This is a genomic window from Stenotrophomonas sp. a6, from assembly GCF_030913325.1.
Classification (GTDB): Bacteria; Pseudomonadota; Gammaproteobacteria; order Xanthomonadales; family Xanthomonadaceae; genus Stenotrophomonas; species Stenotrophomonas maltophilia.
In genome coordinates, this window is the sequence record NZ_CP133161.1 from 2,672,391 (window position 1) to 2,691,477 (window position 19,087).

The 19,087-nt window shown below is 68.0% G+C and carries 17 protein-coding genes; 13 read left to right on the plus strand and 4 right to left on the minus strand.

Features of this window, described 5'->3' with window-relative positions:
- The first annotated feature begins 115 nt into the window (after window positions 1-115).
- The 4 genes from imuA to Q9Q79_RS12340 all read left to right on the plus strand — a co-directional run bounded on the left by imuA (window position 116) and on the right by Q9Q79_RS12340 (window position 5,964).
- A complete protein-coding gene (gene imuA / locus Q9Q79_RS12325) occupies window positions 116-730 on the plus strand; it encodes a translesion DNA synthesis-associated protein ImuA (protein WP_005413787.1) in 615 nt (204 codons plus the stop codon).
- A gap of 9 nt (window positions 731-739) precedes the next feature.
- Window positions 740-2,149 carry a DNA polymerase Y family protein gene (locus Q9Q79_RS12330; RefSeq protein ID WP_049460412.1) on the plus strand — a complete coding sequence of 470 codons (1,410 nt, stop codon included), beginning with the start codon at window positions 740-742 and terminating at the stop codon, window positions 2,147-2,149.
- Between the two features lie 6 nt (window positions 2,150-2,155).
- Window positions 2,156-5,266 carry an error-prone DNA polymerase gene (locus Q9Q79_RS12335; protein WP_049460411.1) on the plus strand — a complete coding sequence of 1,037 codons (3,111 nt, stop codon included), beginning with the start codon at window positions 2,156-2,158 and terminating at the stop codon, window positions 5,264-5,266.
- A gap of 191 nt (window positions 5,267-5,457) precedes the next feature.
- Window positions 5,458-5,964 (plus strand): hypothetical protein, encoded by a 507-nt coding sequence (locus tag Q9Q79_RS12340; RefSeq protein WP_005410054.1) that lies wholly within the window; start codon window positions 5,458-5,460, stop codon window positions 5,962-5,964.
- Between the two features lie 32 nt (window positions 5,965-5,996).
- Here Q9Q79_RS12340 and ptsJ read toward each other — a convergent pair whose 3' ends face one another.
- Window positions 5,997-7,283 (minus strand): transcriptional regulator PtsJ, encoded by a 1,287-nt coding sequence (ptsJ, locus tag Q9Q79_RS12345; RefSeq protein ID WP_005413790.1) that lies wholly within the window; start codon window positions 7,281-7,283, stop codon window positions 5,997-5,999.
- A gap of 76 nt (window positions 7,284-7,359) precedes the next feature.
- On the opposite strand from ptsJ, the gene Q9Q79_RS12350 reads away from it, so the two are divergent.
- The 9 genes from Q9Q79_RS12350 (at window position 7,360) to Q9Q79_RS12390 (ending at window position 15,239) form a co-directional block, all read left to right on the plus strand.
- Window positions 7,360-8,133 carry a YggS family pyridoxal phosphate-dependent enzyme gene (locus Q9Q79_RS12350; protein ID WP_005413791.1) on the plus strand — a complete coding sequence of 258 codons (774 nt, stop codon included), beginning with the start codon at window positions 7,360-7,362 and terminating at the stop codon, window positions 8,131-8,133.
- Window positions 8,130-8,831: a glutamine amidotransferase gene (locus Q9Q79_RS12355; protein ID WP_005410057.1), complete on the plus strand. Its 702-nt coding sequence runs from the start codon at window positions 8,130-8,132 to the stop codon at window positions 8,829-8,831. Before Q9Q79_RS12350 ends, Q9Q79_RS12355 begins: the two co-directional genes overlap by 4 nt.
- Window positions 8,828-9,052 (plus strand): hypothetical protein, encoded by a 225-nt coding sequence (locus Q9Q79_RS12360; protein WP_005410058.1) that lies wholly within the window; start codon window positions 8,828-8,830, stop codon window positions 9,050-9,052. The genes Q9Q79_RS12355 and Q9Q79_RS12360 overlap by 4 nt, the downstream gene beginning before the upstream one ends.
- A 94-nt stretch (window positions 9,053-9,146) precedes the next feature.
- On the plus strand, window positions 9,147-9,653 hold the full coding sequence (locus Q9Q79_RS12365; protein ID WP_024956788.1) for a hypothetical protein: 507 nt from the start codon (window positions 9,147-9,149) through the stop codon (window positions 9,651-9,653).
- 124 nt (window positions 9,654-9,777) lie between these two features.
- A complete protein-coding gene (locus tag Q9Q79_RS12370) occupies window positions 9,778-10,287 on the plus strand; it encodes a sigma-70 family RNA polymerase sigma factor (protein ID WP_049460409.1) in 510 nt (169 codons plus the stop codon).
- A complete protein-coding gene (locus tag Q9Q79_RS12375; RefSeq protein ID WP_062607278.1) occupies window positions 10,284-11,210 on the plus strand; it encodes a FecR domain-containing protein in 927 nt (308 codons plus the stop codon). The genes Q9Q79_RS12370 and Q9Q79_RS12375 overlap by 4 nt, the downstream gene beginning before the upstream one ends.
- 64 nt (window positions 11,211-11,274) lie before the next feature.
- Window positions 11,275-13,746 carry a TonB-dependent receptor gene (locus Q9Q79_RS12380; RefSeq protein ID WP_065184152.1) on the plus strand — a complete coding sequence of 824 codons (2,472 nt, stop codon included), beginning with the start codon at window positions 11,275-11,277 and terminating at the stop codon, window positions 13,744-13,746.
- A complete protein-coding gene (locus Q9Q79_RS12385) occupies window positions 13,733-14,533 on the plus strand; it encodes a ChaN family lipoprotein (protein ID WP_201861771.1) in 801 nt (266 codons plus the stop codon). The genes Q9Q79_RS12380 and Q9Q79_RS12385 overlap by 14 nt, the downstream gene beginning before the upstream one ends.
- A complete protein-coding gene (locus Q9Q79_RS12390) occupies window positions 14,526-15,239 on the plus strand; it encodes an energy transducer TonB (protein WP_044570450.1) in 714 nt (237 codons plus the stop codon). The genes Q9Q79_RS12385 and Q9Q79_RS12390 overlap by 8 nt, the downstream gene beginning before the upstream one ends.
- On the opposite strand, the gene Q9Q79_RS12395 is transcribed toward Q9Q79_RS12390, so the two are convergent.
- The 3 genes from Q9Q79_RS12395 to Q9Q79_RS12405 form a co-directional block, all read right to left on the minus strand.
- Window positions 15,236-15,670 carry a RidA family protein gene (locus Q9Q79_RS12395; protein WP_005413799.1) on the minus strand — a complete coding sequence of 145 codons (435 nt, stop codon included), beginning with the start codon at window positions 15,668-15,670 and terminating at the stop codon, window positions 15,236-15,238. The two genes, Q9Q79_RS12390 and Q9Q79_RS12395, sit on opposite strands and share 4 nt — an antisense overlap.
- A 180-nt stretch (window positions 15,671-15,850) precedes the next feature.
- Window positions 15,851-16,753, minus strand: a complete 903-nt coding sequence (locus tag Q9Q79_RS12400; protein ID WP_065184148.1) for a cation diffusion facilitator family transporter — start codon at window positions 16,751-16,753, stop codon at window positions 15,851-15,853.
- A gap of 28 nt (window positions 16,754-16,781) precedes the next feature.
- Complete coding sequence (locus Q9Q79_RS12405) at window positions 16,782-19,070, minus strand: Orn/Lys/Arg decarboxylase N-terminal domain-containing protein (protein WP_065184149.1); 2,289 nt, start codon at window positions 19,068-19,070, stop codon at window positions 16,782-16,784.
- Window positions 19,071-19,087: the final 17 nt, after the last annotated feature.

The window sequence follows — 19,087 nt, forward strand, 5'->3', positions numbered from 1 at the left end:
GCATGTCTGGTCTCAGCCCCTGATACCGGCCCGTCGATACTCGCGCCATGCCCGCCGTTTCCGCCCGTTCCTGCCGTTTCCAGCCCGCCCGGCGCCTCCCTTGGAGGGCCGGCTGATGGGTGCCGTCGTCGCCCTCGACCGGCTGCTGGACGGGCGCCAGCTGTGGCGCGGCCCGGCCCGCCAGGGGCCGGCCAGCGACCACCTGGCCAGCGGGCACCCGGCATTGGACGCACGCCTGCCCGGCGGTGGCTGGCCCACCAGCGGGCTGTGCGAGGTACTGCAGGCGGCGCCCGGGGTGGGTGAGCTGGCGCTGGTCTGGCCGGCGCTGGCCAAGCTGAGCCTGCGTGACCGCCCGATCGTGCTGGTCGCCCCGCCCTATCGCCCGCATGCCCCGGCCTGGGCGGCAGCCGGGCTGGACCTGGCCCAGCTGCAGATCATCCACGCCGCGCCGAAACAGGCGCTCTGGGCCACCGAGCAGTGCCTGCGCTCTGCCGCCTGCGCGGCGGTGCTGTGCTGGCCACACCAGGCCGACGATCGCGCCCTGCGCCGGCTGCAGGTCGCCGCCGACAGCGGCCAGTGCCTGGGCTTCGTGTTCCGCGAGGCGCAGGCGGCGCGCAATCCCTCTCCGGCCAGCCTGCGCCTGCAGCTCGACCACGGCCAGGTGCGGGTGCTGAAGTGCCGAGGCGGCCTGCCGCCGGCGCAGCCGTTGCCGCTGGCCATCGCCCACTGAGGCCGCGCCATGCACTGGGCCTGCCTGTTGTTGCCGCAGCTGGCGCTGGACAGCGTGCTGCGCCTGCAGCCGGATCCGCAGCGCCCACTGGTGCTGCTGCAGGGGCCGGCACAGCGTCGCGTACTGCGTGCGGTCAGCCCGTCGGCACGCGCAGCCGGGCTGCGCCCGGGCATGCTGCTGTCGGCTGCGCAGGTGCTGGTGCAGGACATGCACCTGCACGATTACGATCCCAACGCCGAACAGCACACCCGGCAGCTGCTGGCCAGCTGGGCCTACGCCTACAGCTCCCAGGTCAGCCTCGATTTCCCGCATGCACTGGTGCTGGAGATCGGCGCCAGCCGCGCCCTGTTTGGTGACTGGCTGACGATCCAGCAGCGGCTGCGCAACGAACTGCACGAACTCGGCTTCCGTCACCGTCTGGTGGCCGCACCTACCCCACATGCCGCGCGCGTGCTGGCCAACGTCCACGACGGCCTCGGCATCGATACACAGCAACTGCCGGCGGCGCTGGCGCAGTTGCCCCTGCCGCGCTGCGGCCTGCCCAACGAGGCGGTGACGGTGCTCGGCCGCTCCGGCCTGCGCACGCTGGGCACAGTGCTCGATCTGCCGCGCGACAGCCTGGCCCGGCGCTTTGCCCCCGAGGTCCTGCAGCAGCTGGATGCACTGCGTGGGCTACCCACCGCGCCACTGCGCTACTACCAGCCACCGGACCGTTTCGATGCACGCATCGAATTCGAGTACGAGATCGAATCCAGCCAGGCCCTGTTGTTCCCGCTGCGTCGCCTGCTGCTGGACCTGGCCGCGTTCCTGTGTTCGCGCGATGGCGGCGTGCAGCGCTTCGACCTGCATTTCGAGCACGACCTGCTGCCGGCCAGCGTGCTGACCATCGGCCTGCTGGCACCGGAACGCGATCCCGCGTTGCTGTTCGAGATCGCGCGCAACCGCATGGAAGCGTTCGCCCTGCCGGCCGGCAGCCGCGCACTGCGCCTGCAGGCCGAACAGCTGCCACCGTTCGTGCCCGCCGCGCGCGACCTGTTCGATACCCGCCCGGCACAGGCGATGCCCTGGAACCAGCTGCGCGAGCGCCTGCGCGCGCGGTTGGGCGATGACGCCGTGCAGCCGCTGGCGGTGCAGGCCGACCATCGCCCCGAACGCGCCAGTGGCAGCCAGCCTGCGGCCAAGCCTCCGTCGTACTGGCCGCTGCGCCCTGGCTGGTTGCTGGACACTCCGCAACCGCTGCGTGATCCGCGGCTGCGCATCGTCACCGGGCCGGAGCGGATCGAATCGGGCTGGTGGGACCAGGCCGACGCGCGCCGCGACTACTACGTGGTGGAAACCGCACACGGCCAGCGCGGCTGGGCTTTCCGTGAGCGCAAAGATCCGCATGCGCCGTGGATGCTGCACGGCTGGTTCGGCTGAGCCGCCATGCACAGCGAACTGCCCGGCTACGCCGAACTGCACTGCCTGTCGGCCTTCAGTTTCCAGCGTGGTGCTTCGATCGCCGAAGAGCTGTTCGCGCGCGCCGCCGGCCAGGGCTACCGCGCGTTGGCGATCACCGACGAATGCTCGCTGGCCGGCATCGTGCGTGCCTGGCAGGCGGCGAAGGCGCATGGCGTGGCGCTGATCGTCGGCGCCGAATTCCAGGTCGAGGACGGACCCAAGCTGGCCCTGCTGTGCACCGACCAGGCCGCCTATGCCGGGCTGTGCCAGTTGATCACTACCTGCCGGCGGCGCGCGGCCAAGGGCGAGTACCGTTGCCTGCGCGAGGACCTGCTTGGCCTGCCCGACGGCCTGCTGTGCCTGTGGCTGGACCGGCAACCGGCCGCCACCGACCTGGAACTGCTGCGCGCCGGCTTCAATGATCGGCTGTGGCTGGCGGTGGAACTGCACCACGAGCACGACGACGCACGCCGCCTGCAGCAGCTGCAGGCCTTCGGCGAACGCCACCGCCTGACGCTGGTCGCCAGTGGCGATGTGCACATGCACGTGCGACGCCGCCGCGCCCTGCAGGACACGCTGACCGCGATCCGCCATCGTTGCAGCGTGGCCGAAGCCGGCTGGCGCCTGTTTCCCAACGGCGAGCGCCACCTGCGTCCGCGCACCGCGCTGGCCCAGCTGTATCCCGCCGAACTGCTGGCCGAGACCCTGCGCATCGCCGAACGCTGCCACTTCACCCTGGAACAGCTGCAGTACACCTATCCACGCGAGCTGGTGCCGGAGGGGCATGACCCGGACAGCTGGCTGCGCGAGCTGGTCGAAGAAAAGATTCCCTGGCGTTGGCCAGAAGGGATCAAGGACGCACAGCGCAAGCAGATCGAACATGAGCTGGCGTTGATCCGGGAGAAAAACTACGCCTCCTACTTCCTTACCGTGCATGACATCGTGCGCTTCGCCCGCAGCCAGGACATCCTCTGCCAAGGGCGTGGCTCGGCGGCCAATTCGACGGTGTGCTTTGTGCTGGGCGTGACCGAGATCGATCCTGCGCGCAGCAATCTGTTGTTTGAACGCTTCATCTCCGCCGAGCGCAATGAGCCGCCGGACATCGACATCGACTTCGAGCACGAGCGCCGCGAGGAAGTGCTGCAGTACGTGTTCAAGCGCTATGGCCGCGAGCGCGCCGCACTGACCGCAGTAGCAATCAGCTACCGTGGCCGCAGCGCGATCCGCGACGTCGCCCGTGCGCTCGGCCTGCCGATGGACCAGGTCAACGAACTCGGCGCGGCGATGGACCACTGGGGTGGCAGCATCCCGCTGCCGGAAACCCTCCGCGAGCGCGGTTTCGATCCGGACACACCCTTGATGCGGCGGCTGCTGGCATTGACCGCCGAGCTGATCGACTTCCCACGCCACCTGTCTCAGCATCCGGGCGGTTTCGTCATCTCCGAGCATCCGCTGTCGACCCTGGTGCCGGTGGAAAACGCGGCGATGGCCGACCGCACCGTCATCCAGTGGGACAAGGACGATCTGGATGCCACCGGCCTGATGAAGGTCGACTGCCTGGCGCTGGGCATGCTCACCGCCATCCGCAAATGCCTGGCGATGTTGAAGCAGCATGGCCTGCATGAAGGACGCATGGATGCGATCCCGCCCAAGGATGCAAAGACCTTCGACATGATCTGCGCCGCCGATACCATCGGCGTGTTCCAGATCGAATCGCGCGCACAGATGGCGATGCTGCCGCGCATGCAGCCACGCACGTTCTATGACCTGGTGATCGAGGTGGCGATCGTGCGCCCTGGCCCGATCCAGGGCGACATGGTGCACCCCTATCTGGAGCGGCGCCGGATCCTGCGCGAACAGGGACCGGACGCGTTGAACGACCCGGACAACCCGCTCTACCCACCGCAGCTGGAACGCGTGTTCGCACGCACGCTGGGCGTGCCGCTGTTCCAGGAACAGGTGATGCAGCTGGCGGTGGAAGCGGCCGGCTACACGCCGGGCCAGGCCGATGCCCTGCGCCGCTCGATGGCGGCGTGGAAGCGCCGTGGCGGCCTGGAGCCGCATCGCGAGAAGCTGCTGGCCGGCATGCTCAATAACGGCTTCAGCCGCGAGTACGGCGAGCATCTGTTCGATCAGATCAAGGGCTTCGGTGATTACGGTTTCCCGGAAAGCCACGCCGCCAGCTTCGCCCTGCTGACCTATAACAGCTGCTGGCTGAAATGCCATCACCCCGCCGCGTTCACCGCCAGCCTGATCAACAGCCAGCCGCTGGGCTTCTACAGCCCCGACCAGCTGCTGCAGGACGCGCGCCGGCACGGCATCCGCGTGCTGCCGGTGGACGTGCGCCACAGCGACTGGGACTGCACCCTGGATTTCAGCAGGGGCGCGGCCGCGATCCGGCTCGGCCTGCGCCTGGTCGATGGCTGCAATGAACCCGCCGTGCAGGCCATCATGCGCGAACGTGCGCGGCGCCCGTTCGACGATGTGGGCGACCTGTGCCAGCGCACCGCCCTGGATCGCCGCCAGCAGGGCCTGCTGGCCGATGCCGGTGCGCTGCGTGGGCTCAGTGGCCATCGCCATCGTGCACGCTGGGATATCTCCGGCGTGGAAAACCGGCTGCCGCTGTTCGACCAGGCCCGCGCCACCGCCGAAGCCCGCGTGCCATTGCCGCTGCCCAGCGCATGGGAGGACATGCAGGCCGATTACCGCAGCACCGGCACCACCCTTGGCCGCCACCCGATCTCGTTCCTGCGTGCGCAGCTGCGCAGCCGTGGCTGTCTGGATGCCGCACAGCTGGTGGACCACGGTCATGGCCGTCGCGTGCGTATCGCCGGCCTGGTACGCATGCGCCAGCGCCCGCAGACCGCCAGCGGCGTCACCTTCCTCACGCTCGAAGATGAGACTGGCATGGTCAACGCCGTGGTCTGGCGGCACCTGGCCGATCGCCAGCACCGGGTGCTGGTCGATACCCAGCTGATGCAGATCGATGGCCGCCTGGAACGCGTCGATGGTGTGCAGCATGTCATCGTGCAGCGCATGCACTGCCTGGATGAGCTGCTGCAGGGACTGCGCAGCCACAGCCGCGATTTCCACTGACGCCGGGAATCACCGCGTAACGGCCACTGGGTGATGTCGAGCAGGTAGAGGTAGAGTCGACTGTCAGCCGACTTGCGCGCGCCAGCGCGGGAATCTCCGTGATCTGATCGAACAGCAGTCGACTGACAGTCGACTCTACCCATCCCCTTTTGCATCCGCTATCGTCGGCACATCCAAGGAAGGACCACCCGATGCCCCGTGCGCTGCTGCTGACCACACTGGTGGTCTCCACCCTCGCCCTGCTTGTTTCCGGCTGGACCGCCTGGAACCTGCATCGCAGCCAATCGCCACAGCGCATCATCGAAGCACGCGGCCTGGTCATCCACGATGCAAGCGGCCAGCCGCGGGTGATCCTCGGCGCACCGGTCCCCGACCCGCTCAGCCAGGGCCGCACCCAGGGGCCGCGCGCCACCGCCCTGTCTGGCCTGATCCTGCTTGGCCCCGACGGTTCCGAGCGTGGTGGTTATGGCACCAGCGACCGCGGCGGCGAAGCCCTGCTCACCCTCGACGATGCCACCGGCACTACCGAAGTATTCAAGGTCGTCGCCAACCCGGATCGCGGCGCCAGCCTGATGGTCAAGCACCAGAACAACACCGGCGCCATGCTCACCTCCTGGCAGGGCAAGCCGGAGCTGATGTTCGTCGATGACAGCGGCCAGTCCTACTACGTGCGCCCTGGCGCCAACGCCGCGCCCTGATCGGCTTCTGTAGCGTCGAGCCATGCTCGACGCTACACCCCGCACACGGCCGCCAGGTCATCGGCCAGCTGCCGCAGCTGCGTCGTCCCCAGCGCCGCACAGGTGATGCGCAGGCCATGTCCCGGCGCCGCCACCGCGAACACTTCGCCCGCCCGCACATGCCATCCGCGCGAAGCCAGTGCCAGCACCTGAGGATGGCTGTCAGCCGACAACGGCAGCCACAGGTTCAATCCCTCCATTGGCAGCGGCGTCGGCATGCCACGCGCGCGCAGCAACTCCTGCAGCGACTGCAGGCGCTGCTGGTAACGCTCACCTGCCGAGGCGATCTTCGCCCGCTGCGTTGCCGACGCCAGCACCGACGTCGCCGCATCCTGCAGCAGATGACTGACCCAGCCGGTGCCGGACGCCAATCGCAGCCGCAACCGCATCGCGGTTTCTTCATCGCAGGCCAACCAGGCCAGGCGCAGGTCGGGGCCGAGCGGTTTGGACAACGAACGCAACAGCGCCCAGCGCCGGCCATCCAGCGGCAGTACCGAGTGGTAGGCCTGCTGCGAAAGCAGCGCGTAATGATCGTCGACCAGCACCGCCACCTGCGGGTAGGCCGCCAGCAGCTGGCGCAACGCCCGTGCCCGCTTCGCATCCAGGCTGGCCCCGGTCGGGTTGTGCGCACGCGGGGTCAGCAGCACCGCGCGTGCACCGGCCTCCAGCGCCTGCCGAAGTGATTCGACCTGCATGCCATGCGCGTCCACCGCCACCGGCAACGGCGCGTGGCCCACGGCATTGAGCACATTGAGGCTGCCGAGGAAGCACGGATCCTCCACCGCGATGCGATCCCCCGGCAGCAGCCAGGCCGCCAGCAGGCGTTCAATGCCATCGACCGCGCCATGGGTCAGCTCCAGCGCATAACCCGCCGGGCAGTCCGCATCCAGCGAGGCGCGCGCCAGCGCCTGCAACCTCGGGTCGACCGTGCCCACGCCATACAGCCGCGGTGCGGCGGGGGCCAGGCGCAGGTTCGGCAGCAGGCGCGGATCCGGATTGCCACCGGCCAGGTCCTGCAGCGCCAGCCCGGGCGTACTGCCCTCGCGCGCCAGCGGCGGCGGCAGGCCACGCACCACCGTGCCGCGGCGGCCCGCCGTGCTGGCCAGGCCCGCCGCATCCAGGCGCTTGTAGGCAGCGGCCACGGTGTTGCGGTTCACGCCCAGCTGCTCGGCCAGTTCACGCACCGGCGGCAGCACGCTGCCGGCCGGCAAGCGGCCCTCGCCGATGCCCTCACGGATGCTGTCGAAGATCGACTCGGCACTGTGCCCGGTGATTTTCATTTTGTCCTATGCCAAAATATCTCTTGTCCTGTGCCAGTGTATCCCACCCTGGCCGCCCTGCATTGGAGGTGCCCGCATGCCCCTTGCCGCCGCCGACTGGCCCGTCGCCCAGTCCGTTGAACAGATCGCCGCCAACCTGGTCACGGTGCGCCAACGCATCGCCGATGCCTGCGCCCGCGTCGGCCGGGACCCGGCCAGCGTGCGCCTGCTGCCGGTCAGCAAGACCGTCGATGAAGCCCGCATCCGCATGGCGGTGGCCGCAGGCTGCCACGAACTTGGCGAGAACAAGGTGCAGGAGGCACAACGCAAGGCCGAAGCGATGGCCGACCTGGGCGTGCACTGGTCGGTGATCGGCCATCTGCAGACCAACAAGGCGCGCTACGTGGCACGCTTTGCCAGCGAGTTCCAGGCGCTGGACAGCCTGCGCGTAGCCGAGGCCCTGCAGCAGCGCCTGCAACTGGAAGAGCGCACCCTGGATGTGTTCGTGCAGGTCAACACCTCGGCCGAACCCAGCAAGTACGGACTGGAACCCGACGCGGTCGAGGCCTTCGTGCAACAGCTGCCAGCCTTCGATCGCCTGCGCGTGCGCGGCCTGATGACCCTGGCCATCTTCACCCCCGACGTCGAGCGCGTGCGCGCCTGCTTCGTGCGCCTGCGCGAACTGCGCGACCAGCTGCAACGCACCGCCCCGCCCGACCTGGACCTGTCGCAGCTGTCGATGGGCATGTCCGGTGATTTCGAAGTGGCCATCGAGGAAGGTGCCACCGTGGTCCGCGTCGGCCAGGCCATTTTCGGCGCCCGCGCCACCCCGGACAGCTTCTACTGGCCGAACAGCGGAGCCCCGGCATGAAGCACGCGGTTGTCCTGCAGCACGTTGGCTTTGAAGACCTCGGCACCCTGCAGCCACTGCTGTTGGCGCAAGGCTGGCAGCTGCAGCTGCTGCAGGCCGGCGTCGATGCGCTCGATGACGCCGAAACCGCCGACCTGCTGGTCGTGCTGGGCGGTCCCATCAGTGCCAATGACACAGGGACCTACCCCTTCGTCAACGACAGCATTGCCCTGCTGCAGCGCCGGCTGCAGCGGCAGCGGCCTACCCTCGGCATCTGCCTGGGTGCACAGCTGATGGCGCGCGCACTCGGTGCAAGTGTCGCTCCCAGTGGTGGCAAGGAAATCGGCTTTGCGCCACTGCTGCTGACCGATGAAGGCCAGCGTTCTCCGCTGCAGTCCCTGCAGGGCATTCCGGTACTGCATTGGCATGGTGAGGCGTTCGAACTTCCGGCCGGTGCACGCCGCCTGGCCAGCACGCCGGCCTGCCGTCACCAGGCCTTCGCCATCGGCAGCCACGCACTGGCCCTGCAATGCCACCCGGAACTGGACGCCCGCCAGTTCGAGCGCTGGCTGATCGGCCACACGCTGGAGCTGGCCCAGGCCGGCATCGATCCCAACGACCTGCGCGCACAGGCGCGTCGCTATGGCGCACCGCTGGCAGCGGCCGCAACCGCGATGTTCGACCATTGGCTGCAGGACCTGCCGGAGACACCGCAATGAACTACCGATTGCAGATCCACCGCGATGGCGCCCACTGGGGCCACTTCGACTGCAGCGGCCCCGATGCCCTGCAACGCATGGACGCCATTGCCGCACAGCTGCCTGCCGATCAGGGCTTCCAGCTGAAACGGCAGAAAGGTGTCGGCGAAGAGCGCATCCTGTCCAGCAATGCCGATGGCCTGCGGGTACTGGCTTCGCAGATCCAGTACCGCGACATCTGACCCGATGGTAGTGCCGGCCGCTGGCCGGCATCCGGATCTGCCGGCCAGCGGCCGGCACTACCGCGGCTGTTCGCCCGCGTGCGAAGCTTCACGCATGTTGACCCTGCAACGCGGCAACCACCACGGACTGCTCATCGCTCCGCGCTGGCCCTCCACCCGCATCCAACTGGAAGAAGAGGTACTGCAACGCCTGCTCGACGCGCAGGCGATGCTGCCTGCCGGGTTGCGCCTGCTGCTCACCCGTGGCTTCGAACCCGGCCACAGCCGTCTCGGCGGCTTCCGCCGCGCGGTACGACGGCTCGGCATCGCAGCATTCCGCACCTGCTACCCGCAACGCCGCGATGAGATCGATGCCATTTTCGGTGCCAACGGCCACGACATCGATGGCCGTCATGTCGATGTCTCACTGGTACTGCACGGCAAGCGGCTGCGGCTGCTGCCCCTGGGCGTGTTCACCCCACCGCGCTGGCAGGATCGTCGCGTTGCCCGTCATTCCGAAGCCGTCGTGCAGGTGAAGCGCAGCCTGCAGCAGTGCGGCTTCGAGCTGCATCACAACGCCACCGAAGCCCTGCAGATCCACTGCGACTATCGCCCGCGCTGACGCCGCGGTGGCCCATGCGTGCCGTGCCTCGCGCCATGGATGCAAATGATTCTCTTTTGCTGTAAGGTGCAGCCGCTGCCCTTGCCGCCGCGGGCTGTTCCCTTTCCCAGTTGTCGCCCGCCCCGTGTCCACGCCTGTCGAACCGACGGATGTCGCGCAGCTGTGCGCGGCCCATTACCGGCCGCTGCACGCCCATGTCCGCCGCAAACTCCCGCAACGCAGCGACGCCGATGACGTCGTCCAGGAAACCTGGCTGCGTGTCGTCAAAGTCGCCGCCAGCGGCCTGCTGAGCAACGGCCGCGCCTATCTGTACCGCGTCGCCCACAACCTGATCGCGGATCACTACCGGCAGCGCCAGCGCCGTCGCGAAGAGGTACTGGATGACACGCAGTTGCAGGCCATCGCCGATCCTGCACCACTGCCCGAGCAGCGACTGCTCGACGCCGAACAGCTGCGTCATCTCGATGCGATCATCGCCGCGCTGCCACCGCGCTCGCGCCAGGTGTTCCTGCTGGCGCGTGTGGAACAGATGGCCCTGGCCGAGATCGGCCGTCAGCTGGGCATCAGCCGGCAGACCGCGCACGGCCATCTGCTGCGCGCCCTCGTCGCCCTGCAGCAGGTGCCCGGCGCATGAGCCAGGACGCGATCGCGCGCGAAGCCGCACGCTGGTGGCTGGATGGACACGATGGCACCCGCGACGAGAACGCGTTCGACCAGTGGTGCCAGGCCGACCCCCGACATGCCGCGCAGTACCAGTATCTGCAGCACCTGTGGCAGGCAGGCGCGACGCTGCCCAGCCTGCAGCGGCAACAGCAGCGCAGGCAACGCCGTCGCCTGCGCGAAGCCGGCATTGCGGTTCTGTTGCTGTGTGCGCTGGGTCTCTACAGCCGCCATGCCTCGCCGCCGGTGGCGCAGGTACTGCGTACGGCCGCTGGCGAGATCCGCGATGAGACCCTTCCGGATGGTTCGCATGTCCTGCTGTCACCCGGCAGCGAAGTGAAGGTGCGCATCGATGGGCAGCGCCGCCAGCTCCAGTTGCAGCGTGGCCAGGCCTGGTTCCAGGTCGCCGCCGATGCCGACCGGCCCTTCCAGGTACACACTCCGCAGGGCACCGTCACTGCACTGGGGACCGCATTCGATCTTGCCGTGCAGGGCAACAGCAGCGTGGTCACCGTTACCGAGCATCGCGTGCGCGTGGACAGCGGCAACGCCAGCATGCTGGCCAACGACGGCGAGCAGCTGCGCTTCGATGGGCAGTCAACAGCCGATGCAACAACCACCGCCCCGGGAACACTGGCCTGGCGCGAACGGCGCCTGCACTGGGTCTCGGCCCCGCTGGCCGACGTCACGCAGGGCCTGGACCGCTGGCACGGCGGGCACACATGGGTCATCGGCGAGCAGCTGCGCCAGCAGCCGGTCACCCTGCTTGGCAGTGCCGACGGCGCAGCCAGCAACCGCGACCAGTTGGCCACTCAGTTGCAGGTGCGCGTGCTGCGCCTCGGCGACGGCGTACAGGTGTGGCTGCCGCCACGCAGGGAACGGCGTGATGGACCCTGACATCCGGCCTGCGGCTGCGTCTACCCAGGATGACGACGCTCTGCGTCAGCCCCTGGAGCCCCCGATGCTGTGCCCCCGCCCCCTTGTCCTCGCCCTGTCGCTGGCCTGCGCCAGCACCGTTCCCCTGCTGCCAAACAGCGCCCACGCGCAGGCCGCCACTCGAAGCTACGATCTGCCCGCCCAGCCACTGGCGGCCGCGCTGGACGCCTACAGCCGGCTGACCGGTGTCGATCTGGTGATCGGCGCGGCGCTGCCCCCAGGTCATTCGGCGCCTGCGCTGCGCGGTGACTTCGACGATGCGCAGGCCCTGACGCGCCTGCTGGCAGGCAGCGGCCTGCGCCCGCGCTTCGTGGATGCGCGTCGTGCCGCCCTGGAACCGGCGCCGGCCGAACGCGCCGATGGCAGCCGCCGCACCGGCCCGCTGCGGGTGCAGGGTACTACCGCACACGGCCAGGCACCGGGTGCCGGCGCCAGCCAATATGTACCGGCCACCCGCGATGGCTTTGCGCCCTCGGTCGGCAGCGAGCGCGTGGCGATGGCCGAACGCCAGGAAGGCAACAGCCTGCTGCGCTCGATGCCTGGCACCCACAGCTTCCATTCGCGCAGCCAGCCGGGCCTGCAGGTCAACATCCGCGGCATGACCGGTGCTGGCCGGGTCAACACCATGATCGACGGTGTCACCCAGACATTTCGCAACAATGCCGGGCATGGCTCGGGTGGTCCGTTCGCCTATGTCGATCCTTTCCTGCTGGCCGGCGTGGACGTGCAACGCGGTGCGGTCGCCGGTGGTGATGGTGCGGGTACGCTGGCCGGCAGTGCCAACTTCCGCACGCTGGATATCGACGATCTGCTCGGTGAGGGCCGTGACTGGGGCCTGCGTGCAGGCTATCGCCACGGCAACAACGGCTACGGCAGCGGCCGTACCTTCGCCGGTGCCTGGCGCCACAGTGAAGAGGGTGGCGACCGCCAGTTCGGCCTGCTGGCCGCTGCCAGCAGCAGCCGCAGCAGCGAATACGCGACCGCGCGTAGGCAGAAGAACAACGCCGACCCGGGCAGCCAGCAGCCCAGCAGCTGGCTGTTGAAAGCACGCCTGCAGCCCAGCGACCAGCACCGGCTGGACCTGAGCCACATGCGTTACGAAAACAACTTCTACCACAACTATCCGTGGCAGATTTCCGCGCGCAACCAGCGCGCCAGCTACCACTACACACCCTATTCGCCGTGGATCGACCTGCGTGCAACCTTCGCCGGCAACAAGACCCGGCTGTTCTATCCGCCAGTGGAGGATTCCAGCTACATCGGTCGCCGCACCCACAGCAGCCTGAGCAGCTGGACCGTGGACAACACCAGCCGCTTCGACATCGGGGCACTGCAGGCGCGCTGGAACACCGGCATCAAGCACCAGTCGGACATCTATGTGGCCGACACCCCCGTCCTGCGCGGTGCCAACCCGCAAGGTCGCAGCCAGCTGGACAGCGTGTTCAGCACGCTGGAGCTGCAGTACGACATCTACGCGCTGACCGCCGGCCTGCGCCAGGACCGCTTCGGCATCCGTGGCCACATCCCGGTGTGCTCGGATGTGCCCGGCCAGTGCGCGGAGATCAATGGCGGCGGCATCGACGTGCGTCGCACCGAGCGCGCACTCAGCCCCAGCCTGGCGGTATCGTGGCAGGCCACCGACTGGCTGCAGCTGTTCGCAGAAGCCTCGCGTACTTCCCGCCCGCCGCGGGTGCAGGAGATGTTCTTCGAGAAGATCCCGCTGGAAGGCATGAGCGATGCCGATGGCGTGGGCGCCAACCCGTTCCTGCGCCGCGAGCGCTCGCGCAACCTGCAGTTTGGTGCCAACCTCAGCACCGACTCGCTGCTGGTCGACGGTGACCTGGCACAGCTGCGGATCACCCGCTTCGACAACCGCATCCGCGACTACATCAAGCCGCAGTACCTGCTGATCGTGCATCCGCCGGAAGTGGAACCGTTCGTGGTGCCGATCGACAGCGATCCGCAACTCACTGCCTGGACCGATGCGCTGGACGTGGACGACTTCAGCACCACCACGCGCTGGATGAACCACCCCGGCGTGGTGCGCATGCGCGGTATCGAACTGGAAGCGCATTACGCCAGCGAGCACTACCACGCCACGCTGAGCTGGACCCGCTCGCACACCAGTGCGCCGGCCATCGAGTTCGTCAACCTGGAAGACATCACCGCCCTGCCCGACCGCTACTGGACGCTGGACGTGGGCGGCCGCTGGTGGCAGCAGCGCGTGCAGGCCGGCCTGCGCGCCGAGTACTCCGGGCCGACCGAGGAAGGCTACGACTTCTTCCAGACCCGCAAGACCGGCGGCACCGGCGTGCTGCTCGACTTCTACGCCAGCTTCAAGCCCCAGGCCAACACCACGCTGTGGCTGAACATCGAAAACCTGCAGAACAAGGCCTATGACAACAATGCCTCGATCGACAGCATCTTCAGCCCGATCCTGGACCGCGGCAACGGCCGTGGCCGTACCGTCTCGATGGGCGTCAATGTGGCGTTCTAGCCGTCGCTGGCTGCCCGTATGCCTGCTCGCGCTGGCGACCGTGGCCAGCGCGCAGCCGATGCCTGGCTCAGTGATCGACCTGGCCAACGGCCAGCACCTGGACGAAGCCGCGTTCGTGGCGCGTGCGGCGGACGCCCGGAGGCTGCTGCTGGGTGAGCGCCATGACCTCGCCGGAGACCACGCCGCCCAGCGCTGGCTGCTGCAGGCGCTGCAGCGGCGGCGCCCGCAGGGTTCGCTGGTGCTGGAAATGATCGCCAGCGAGCGCCAGCCACGCCTGCAGCGGGTGCAGCGCTGGCTGGCCAAGGGCAACCAGGCCGAAGGTGCACGCCTGCAGGAACTGCTGGACTGGGATACACGTTGGCCGTGGGCCGCGTATGGCGGGCTGGTACAGGATGCTGCCGATGCAGGCACGCCGCTGTTCGGCGGCAACCTGTCGCGTGCCGAGGTCAACGCGCTGCTCGCGTCCACCGAGGGCGTGCGGTTCCCGGTGGCCGCTGCCCGCCAGCGCCTGTCGGCGGTGGTGCTGGCCCAGCACGCAGACGCAGCACCGATGCTGGAAGGGATGCTGGCCGTGCAACAGGCCCGCGACACACGCATGGCACAGGTGCTGCTCGATGCGCCCGCGCCGGCGCTGCTGGTAGCGGGGCGCTGGCATGTACTGCGCGGTACCGGGGTACCGGGCTACCTGTCACCAGCTACGCCTGCGCTGGTGATCGCATTGGCTTCGCCGGGTGAAACCGTCGATGCGACGGATGCTGATCTGCTGTGGGTGCTGGACGATGAGTGAGCGTGGCCAACACTGGCGGGCGATCGCGATCACTGTCGTCCTGCACCTGCTGCCCCTGCTGCTGTTGGTGCACTGGGTCGCTGTGCCGCCGATGCTGCCGCCGCCGGAGCAGGACGTGCGCATCAGCCTGCGCCTGCTGGCACCGGCCACGCCGCCACAGCCCGTAGAGGAGCGCCAGGCCGACACCCCCAGCCAGGCGCAGCAGGCGCGCGCATCGCAACCGACAAAGTCGCCCCCGCCACCGAAACCCACCGCCGCGCGCGAGGGCGAGTTGGCCGCCAGCGAAACGGGCGGTACGGGTCGAAAGCCGCTGCCGGTCGCCCCGCCGGCGGCCGCGACCGATGCCAGTCCCGCACCGGCATCGATCACGGCCGCTCCGCCCGCTCCAGACGCGCCACCGGCGGACTTCCAGGCCGGCGCCGCCAGCGACCAGTGGGAAGCCCGCCTGATGGCGCGGCTGGAGCGTTACCGCTATTACCCTGCCGCCGCGCGCTCGCGCCGGCAGCAGGGCACTGCCTGGGTCAGGGCCAGCATCGACCGCGAAGGCCGCCTGCTGGCACTGCGGCTGGAACAGTCCAGTGGCCAGCCGATGCTCGATGACGCTGCGCTGCAGACCTTCCGTCGCGCGCAGCCGCTGCCGCCCATTCCCGGTGAACTGAAGGCACCACAGGAACTGGTGGTGCCGGTGGAGTACTACCTGCGCTAGGCGGCGTAGGCCTCCGCCTCGATCTCGAACAGCATGCCGTCCAGCGCCAGTCGCGGCACCGGGATCAGCGTGCAGGTGGGCGCCGCGCGGTTCGGCCAGCGCCGCCGCACCTGATGGGCGATGATGCCCAGCCGGTCCTCGTCGTGATCGACCACCAAGATACGCAGCCGTACCACGTCGGCCAGGCCTGCCTGCGCCGAGCGCAGCGCGGTCTGCAGGTTGTCCAGCGCCTGCCCGACCTGTTCTTCGAAGCTGGGTGAGAGACGACCCTGGGCATCTTCACCGCCCTGCCCGGCCACGTGGATCACCCGTGCCGGCAGGCGCACCACCGCCACGTGTGAGTAGCCGTTGGCCGAAGGATCGTAGAGGCCCGGTGGATTGAACAGCTCCAGCAGGCCATGGCTGAGGTCCGGTGTGGTCAGCAGATTCATGCCGCGCGCCTCGTGGGGGTTGCCGGCAGTCTGTGACCTCAACCCCGGTTGAGGTCAAATGGATCCGGTGCAACAGACCGGTCTGCCACGCGCAACGATCACGCGATCCCGTGGAATCGAGCCTGCTCGACTTCCGCTGACGAAAAGCAGTCGAGCAATCTCGACTCTACAGAAGCGTGGTCAGGTCCACGCCGGGTCTGCGGTGAAATCGATGGTCAGCCAGAACGTGCTGCCGCGCGCATCCAGCCTGACCGCGATCTCGTCACGCATCGCATCGACCTCGCCCACCGAGCCCAAGGGCGTAGCCGGATCGGCCAGCACATGGATTTCGATGAAGCGCATCCGCCCCATCTTCGCCACGTGGCTGGTGAAACCGGCATAGCCACGCTCGGCCACGAATGCCTGCATGACCTGCTGCACGCGCCGGTCCAGATCATCCGGCGCCACCTGCAGTACTTCGCGCATGGCCTTCCACGCACTGCGCGCCGGTACCGGCAGTACCGCCAGGCTGATCAATGCCAGCACGATCGAATCCAGATACGGCACCCAGTGGTGCCACTCACCGCCATGCAGGACCAGGGCCAGTACGAAGGCCAGCACTACCGCCAGGCTCATCAACCCACCCAGCAGCCAGCCCCGTACATCCAGCCACAACAGCGCCGAGCGCAGGCGCCGCGCCCGCTGGGCGACGAACGCCGCCATCGCCAGGTTGCTGGCACTCAGCAGCGCCGCCCACCACAGCGCGGGCCCGAATCTCACCTCGTGTCCGCCCGTGGTCAAACCAATCACCGCGTTGGCCAGCGCATACACGCAGGCCAGCGACAGGATCACACCGCCCAGCGCCTCGACCATCGGCTCCAGGTGCCAGTAGCCGTACTGGAAGCGCGGGCTCTGTTCCCGCGCCACCAGCCGCAGCACCGACAACGACACCAGGGTCAGGGCAACGTCGACCAGGCTGTACACACCGTCGAACAGGATGGCCTGCGATCCCACCAGCAGGCCACCGCTGAAGCCGACCACGCTGACCGCGATGGTGACCCCGATCGAGAACTTCAGGATGCGTTGCTCGCGCGCGGTATCCATCGTTCGCCGAAGGGCCGACCGTCGCCGGTCAGGCCTTCAGTACCTCCACCTTGTACGAGGTCACATCGCCGGCGTTCTCGATGATGAGCCCGTGCACGTCCGACTCGAAGCCCGGGAAGCGGGCATTCTGCTCACGGGCGATGCGCAGCGACTGGATGATCGGCTCATCGCTGTCGCCAAAGCGCTCGCCCGGCATGATGGTCGGAATGCCCGGCGGGTACGGCACCAGCATGGTCGCGGCGATGCGACCACTGACCTGCTCGATGTCGACCCGCTCGATCTCGCCCTTCACCAGGTGGTTGTAGGCATCGGCCGGGGTCATCACCGGCGTCGGCAGATCCACGTACATCTCGCGCATCACCTTGGCCACCGCGAATTCCTGGTTGAACGCATGCAGCGCGTCGCACAGGTCACGCAGGCCCCAACCGGCGTAGGCATTCGGGTAGTCGGCGGCCAGCGTCGGCAGTGCCTGGCTGAGCGGCGCGTTGCGGTCGTACAGTTCCTTGAACGCCATCAGTTCGGTGACCAGGGTGCTCCACTTGCCCTTGGTGATGCCCATCGAGAACAGGAACAGCACCGAGTACAGGTTGGTCTTCTCCACGGTGATGCCGCGGCCCCACAGGAACTTGCTCAGCACCGCCGCCGGAATGCCCAGCTTGCCCATGCTGCCGTCCATCGCCAGGCCCGGGGTCAGCAGGGTCACCTTGATCGGGTCGATCAGAACATAGTCATCCACCAGGTTCTCGAAGCCGTGCCAGTGCGCATCCGGCTGCAGGTACCACTCCTCGCGCTTGGCCACCATCGGTGCCGGCGTATCGCCCTTGTCCAGACTGCGCTCGACCTGGGTCGGTTGCCACACGCTGAACCACCAGTCGTCGCGGCCGAGATCATCGCGGACATGCAGCATCGCGCGGCGGAACGCGATCGCCTCGTCATGCATTTCCTGCACCAGCGAACGGCCGGCGTCGCCTTCCATCATCTTCGAGGCCACATCACAGGCCGCGATCACTCCGTAATGCGGGCTGGTCGAGGTGTGCATCATGAACGACTCGTTGAAGCGCTCGGCATCCAGGTTGCGCTGCGCCGAGTTGCGCACGTGGATCATCGAGGCCTGCGAGAACGCGGCCAGCAGCTTGTGCGTGGAATGCGTGGTGAAGATGATCGCATCCTGCTCGCGCGGCTTGCCCTTGGCCATGCCGTAGTGGTTCTCGTAGAACGGATGGAACGCAGCGTAGGCGTACCAGGCTTCGTCGAAATGCAGGAAGTCCACCGCGCTGCCGATCTCGTCGGCGATCTTCTCGGCGTTGTAGCACAGGCCATCGTAGGTGGAGTTGGTCACCACTGCGATGCGCGGCTTGGAGCCGGCCTTGTAGGCCTTGCTGGCCAGCGGGTTGGCGGCGATACGCTGCTGCAGCGACTCGGGCGTGAACTGGTCCAGGCTGATCGGGCCGATGATGCCATGCGCGTTGCGGCTGGGGGTGAAGTACACCGGCACCGCGCCGGTCATGATCAGCGCGTGCAGCAGCGACTTGTGGCAGTTGCGGTCGACGAACACCACGTCGCCGCGGGCCACTGTGCCGTGCCAGACGATCTTGTTGGCGGTGGAAGTGCCGTTGGTGACGAAGAAGGTATGGTCGGCACCGAAGTTGCGTGCGGCCTCGTTCTCGGCGTCCTTGATCGGACCAGTATGGTCAAGCAGCGAACCCAGTTCCGGCACCGAGATCGACAGATCGCTGCGCAGCGTGTTCTCGCCATAGAACTGATGGAACGCGCGGCCGACCGGCGATTTGGTGAACGCCACGCCGCCCGCATGGCCAGGCGTATGCCAGGAATAGTTCGACTCGGCCGCGTGATGGATCAGCGCCTTGAAGAACGGCGGCAGCAGGTTCTTCATGTAGTCTTCGGCCGCGCGCATCACCTGCCGCGAGATGAAGCTCTTGGTGTCTTCGAACAGGAAGATGAAGCCGTGAATGTACTTGAGCAGCTTGCTCGGCACCTTCTCGATGGTGCGGCGCTCGCCGTACAGGAACACCGGCAGGTTGGCGCGGCGCGCGCTCTGCTCGCGCAGGAAGGCGGTCAGGCGCTGGAACTCGCCATCCACCTCTTCGCTGCCATCGATCGAGATCAGCACCGCCGACGCCGCCACGTAGGTGCGGGCACCGGCACGGGCATCATCCAGGTTCAGGCCGCACAGCACGCGCTGGTCGTTGCTGCGCAGCTCTTCCACCAGGGCGCGGATCAGGATGCCGCCGATGCGCGGCGACTCGTAGTCGTTGTCGATGACAATGACCGGGTAGTCCAGGGACTTGAAGTACACGTTGATTCTCCTTGTCT

What these genes read in the sequence shown, in the direction of transcription:
- Q9Q79_RS12380 (WP_065184152.1), top strand. Translation starts at nt 11,275, where the DNA reads ATGCTGTGCCCCCGCCCCCTTGTCCTCGCCCTGTCGCTGGCCTGCGCC.
- imuA (WP_005413787.1), top strand. Translation starts at nt 116, where the DNA reads ATGGGTGCCGTCGTCGCCCTCGACCGGCTGCTGGACGGGCGCCAGCTG.
- Q9Q79_RS12335 (WP_049460411.1), top strand. Translation starts at nt 2,156, where the DNA reads ATGCACAGCGAACTGCCCGGCTACGCCGAACTGCACTGCCTGTCGGCC.
- Q9Q79_RS12360 (WP_005410058.1), top strand. Translation starts at nt 8,828, where the DNA reads ATGAACTACCGATTGCAGATCCACCGCGATGGCGCCCACTGGGGCCAC.
- Q9Q79_RS12340 (WP_005410054.1), top strand. Translation starts at nt 5,458, where the DNA reads ATGCCCCGTGCGCTGCTGCTGACCACACTGGTGGTCTCCACCCTCGCC.
- Q9Q79_RS12355 (WP_005410057.1), top strand. Translation starts at nt 8,130, where the DNA reads ATGAAGCACGCGGTTGTCCTGCAGCACGTTGGCTTTGAAGACCTCGGC.
- ptsJ (WP_005413790.1), bottom strand. Translation starts at nt 7,283, where the DNA reads ATGAAAATCACCGGGCACAGTGCCGAGTCGATCTTCGACAGCATCCGT.
- Q9Q79_RS12350 (WP_005413791.1), top strand. Translation starts at nt 7,360, where the DNA reads ATGCCCCTTGCCGCCGCCGACTGGCCCGTCGCCCAGTCCGTTGAACAG.
- Q9Q79_RS12365 (WP_024956788.1), top strand. Translation starts at nt 9,147, where the DNA reads ATGTTGACCCTGCAACGCGGCAACCACCACGGACTGCTCATCGCTCCG.
- Q9Q79_RS12390 (WP_044570450.1), top strand. Translation starts at nt 14,526, where the DNA reads ATGAGTGAGCGTGGCCAACACTGGCGGGCGATCGCGATCACTGTCGTC.
- Q9Q79_RS12400 (WP_065184148.1), bottom strand. Translation starts at nt 16,753, where the DNA reads ATGGATACCGCGCGCGAGCAACGCATCCTGAAGTTCTCGATCGGGGTC.
- Q9Q79_RS12395 (WP_005413799.1), bottom strand. Translation starts at nt 15,670, where the DNA reads ATGAATCTGCTGACCACACCGGACCTCAGCCATGGCCTGCTGGAGCTG.
- Q9Q79_RS12375 (WP_062607278.1), top strand. Translation starts at nt 10,284, where the DNA reads ATGAGCCAGGACGCGATCGCGCGCGAAGCCGCACGCTGGTGGCTGGAT.
- Q9Q79_RS12385 (WP_201861771.1), top strand. Translation starts at nt 13,733, where the DNA reads ATGTGGCGTTCTAGCCGTCGCTGGCTGCCCGTATGCCTGCTCGCGCTG.
- Q9Q79_RS12330 (WP_049460412.1), top strand. Translation starts at nt 740, where the DNA reads ATGCACTGGGCCTGCCTGTTGTTGCCGCAGCTGGCGCTGGACAGCGTG.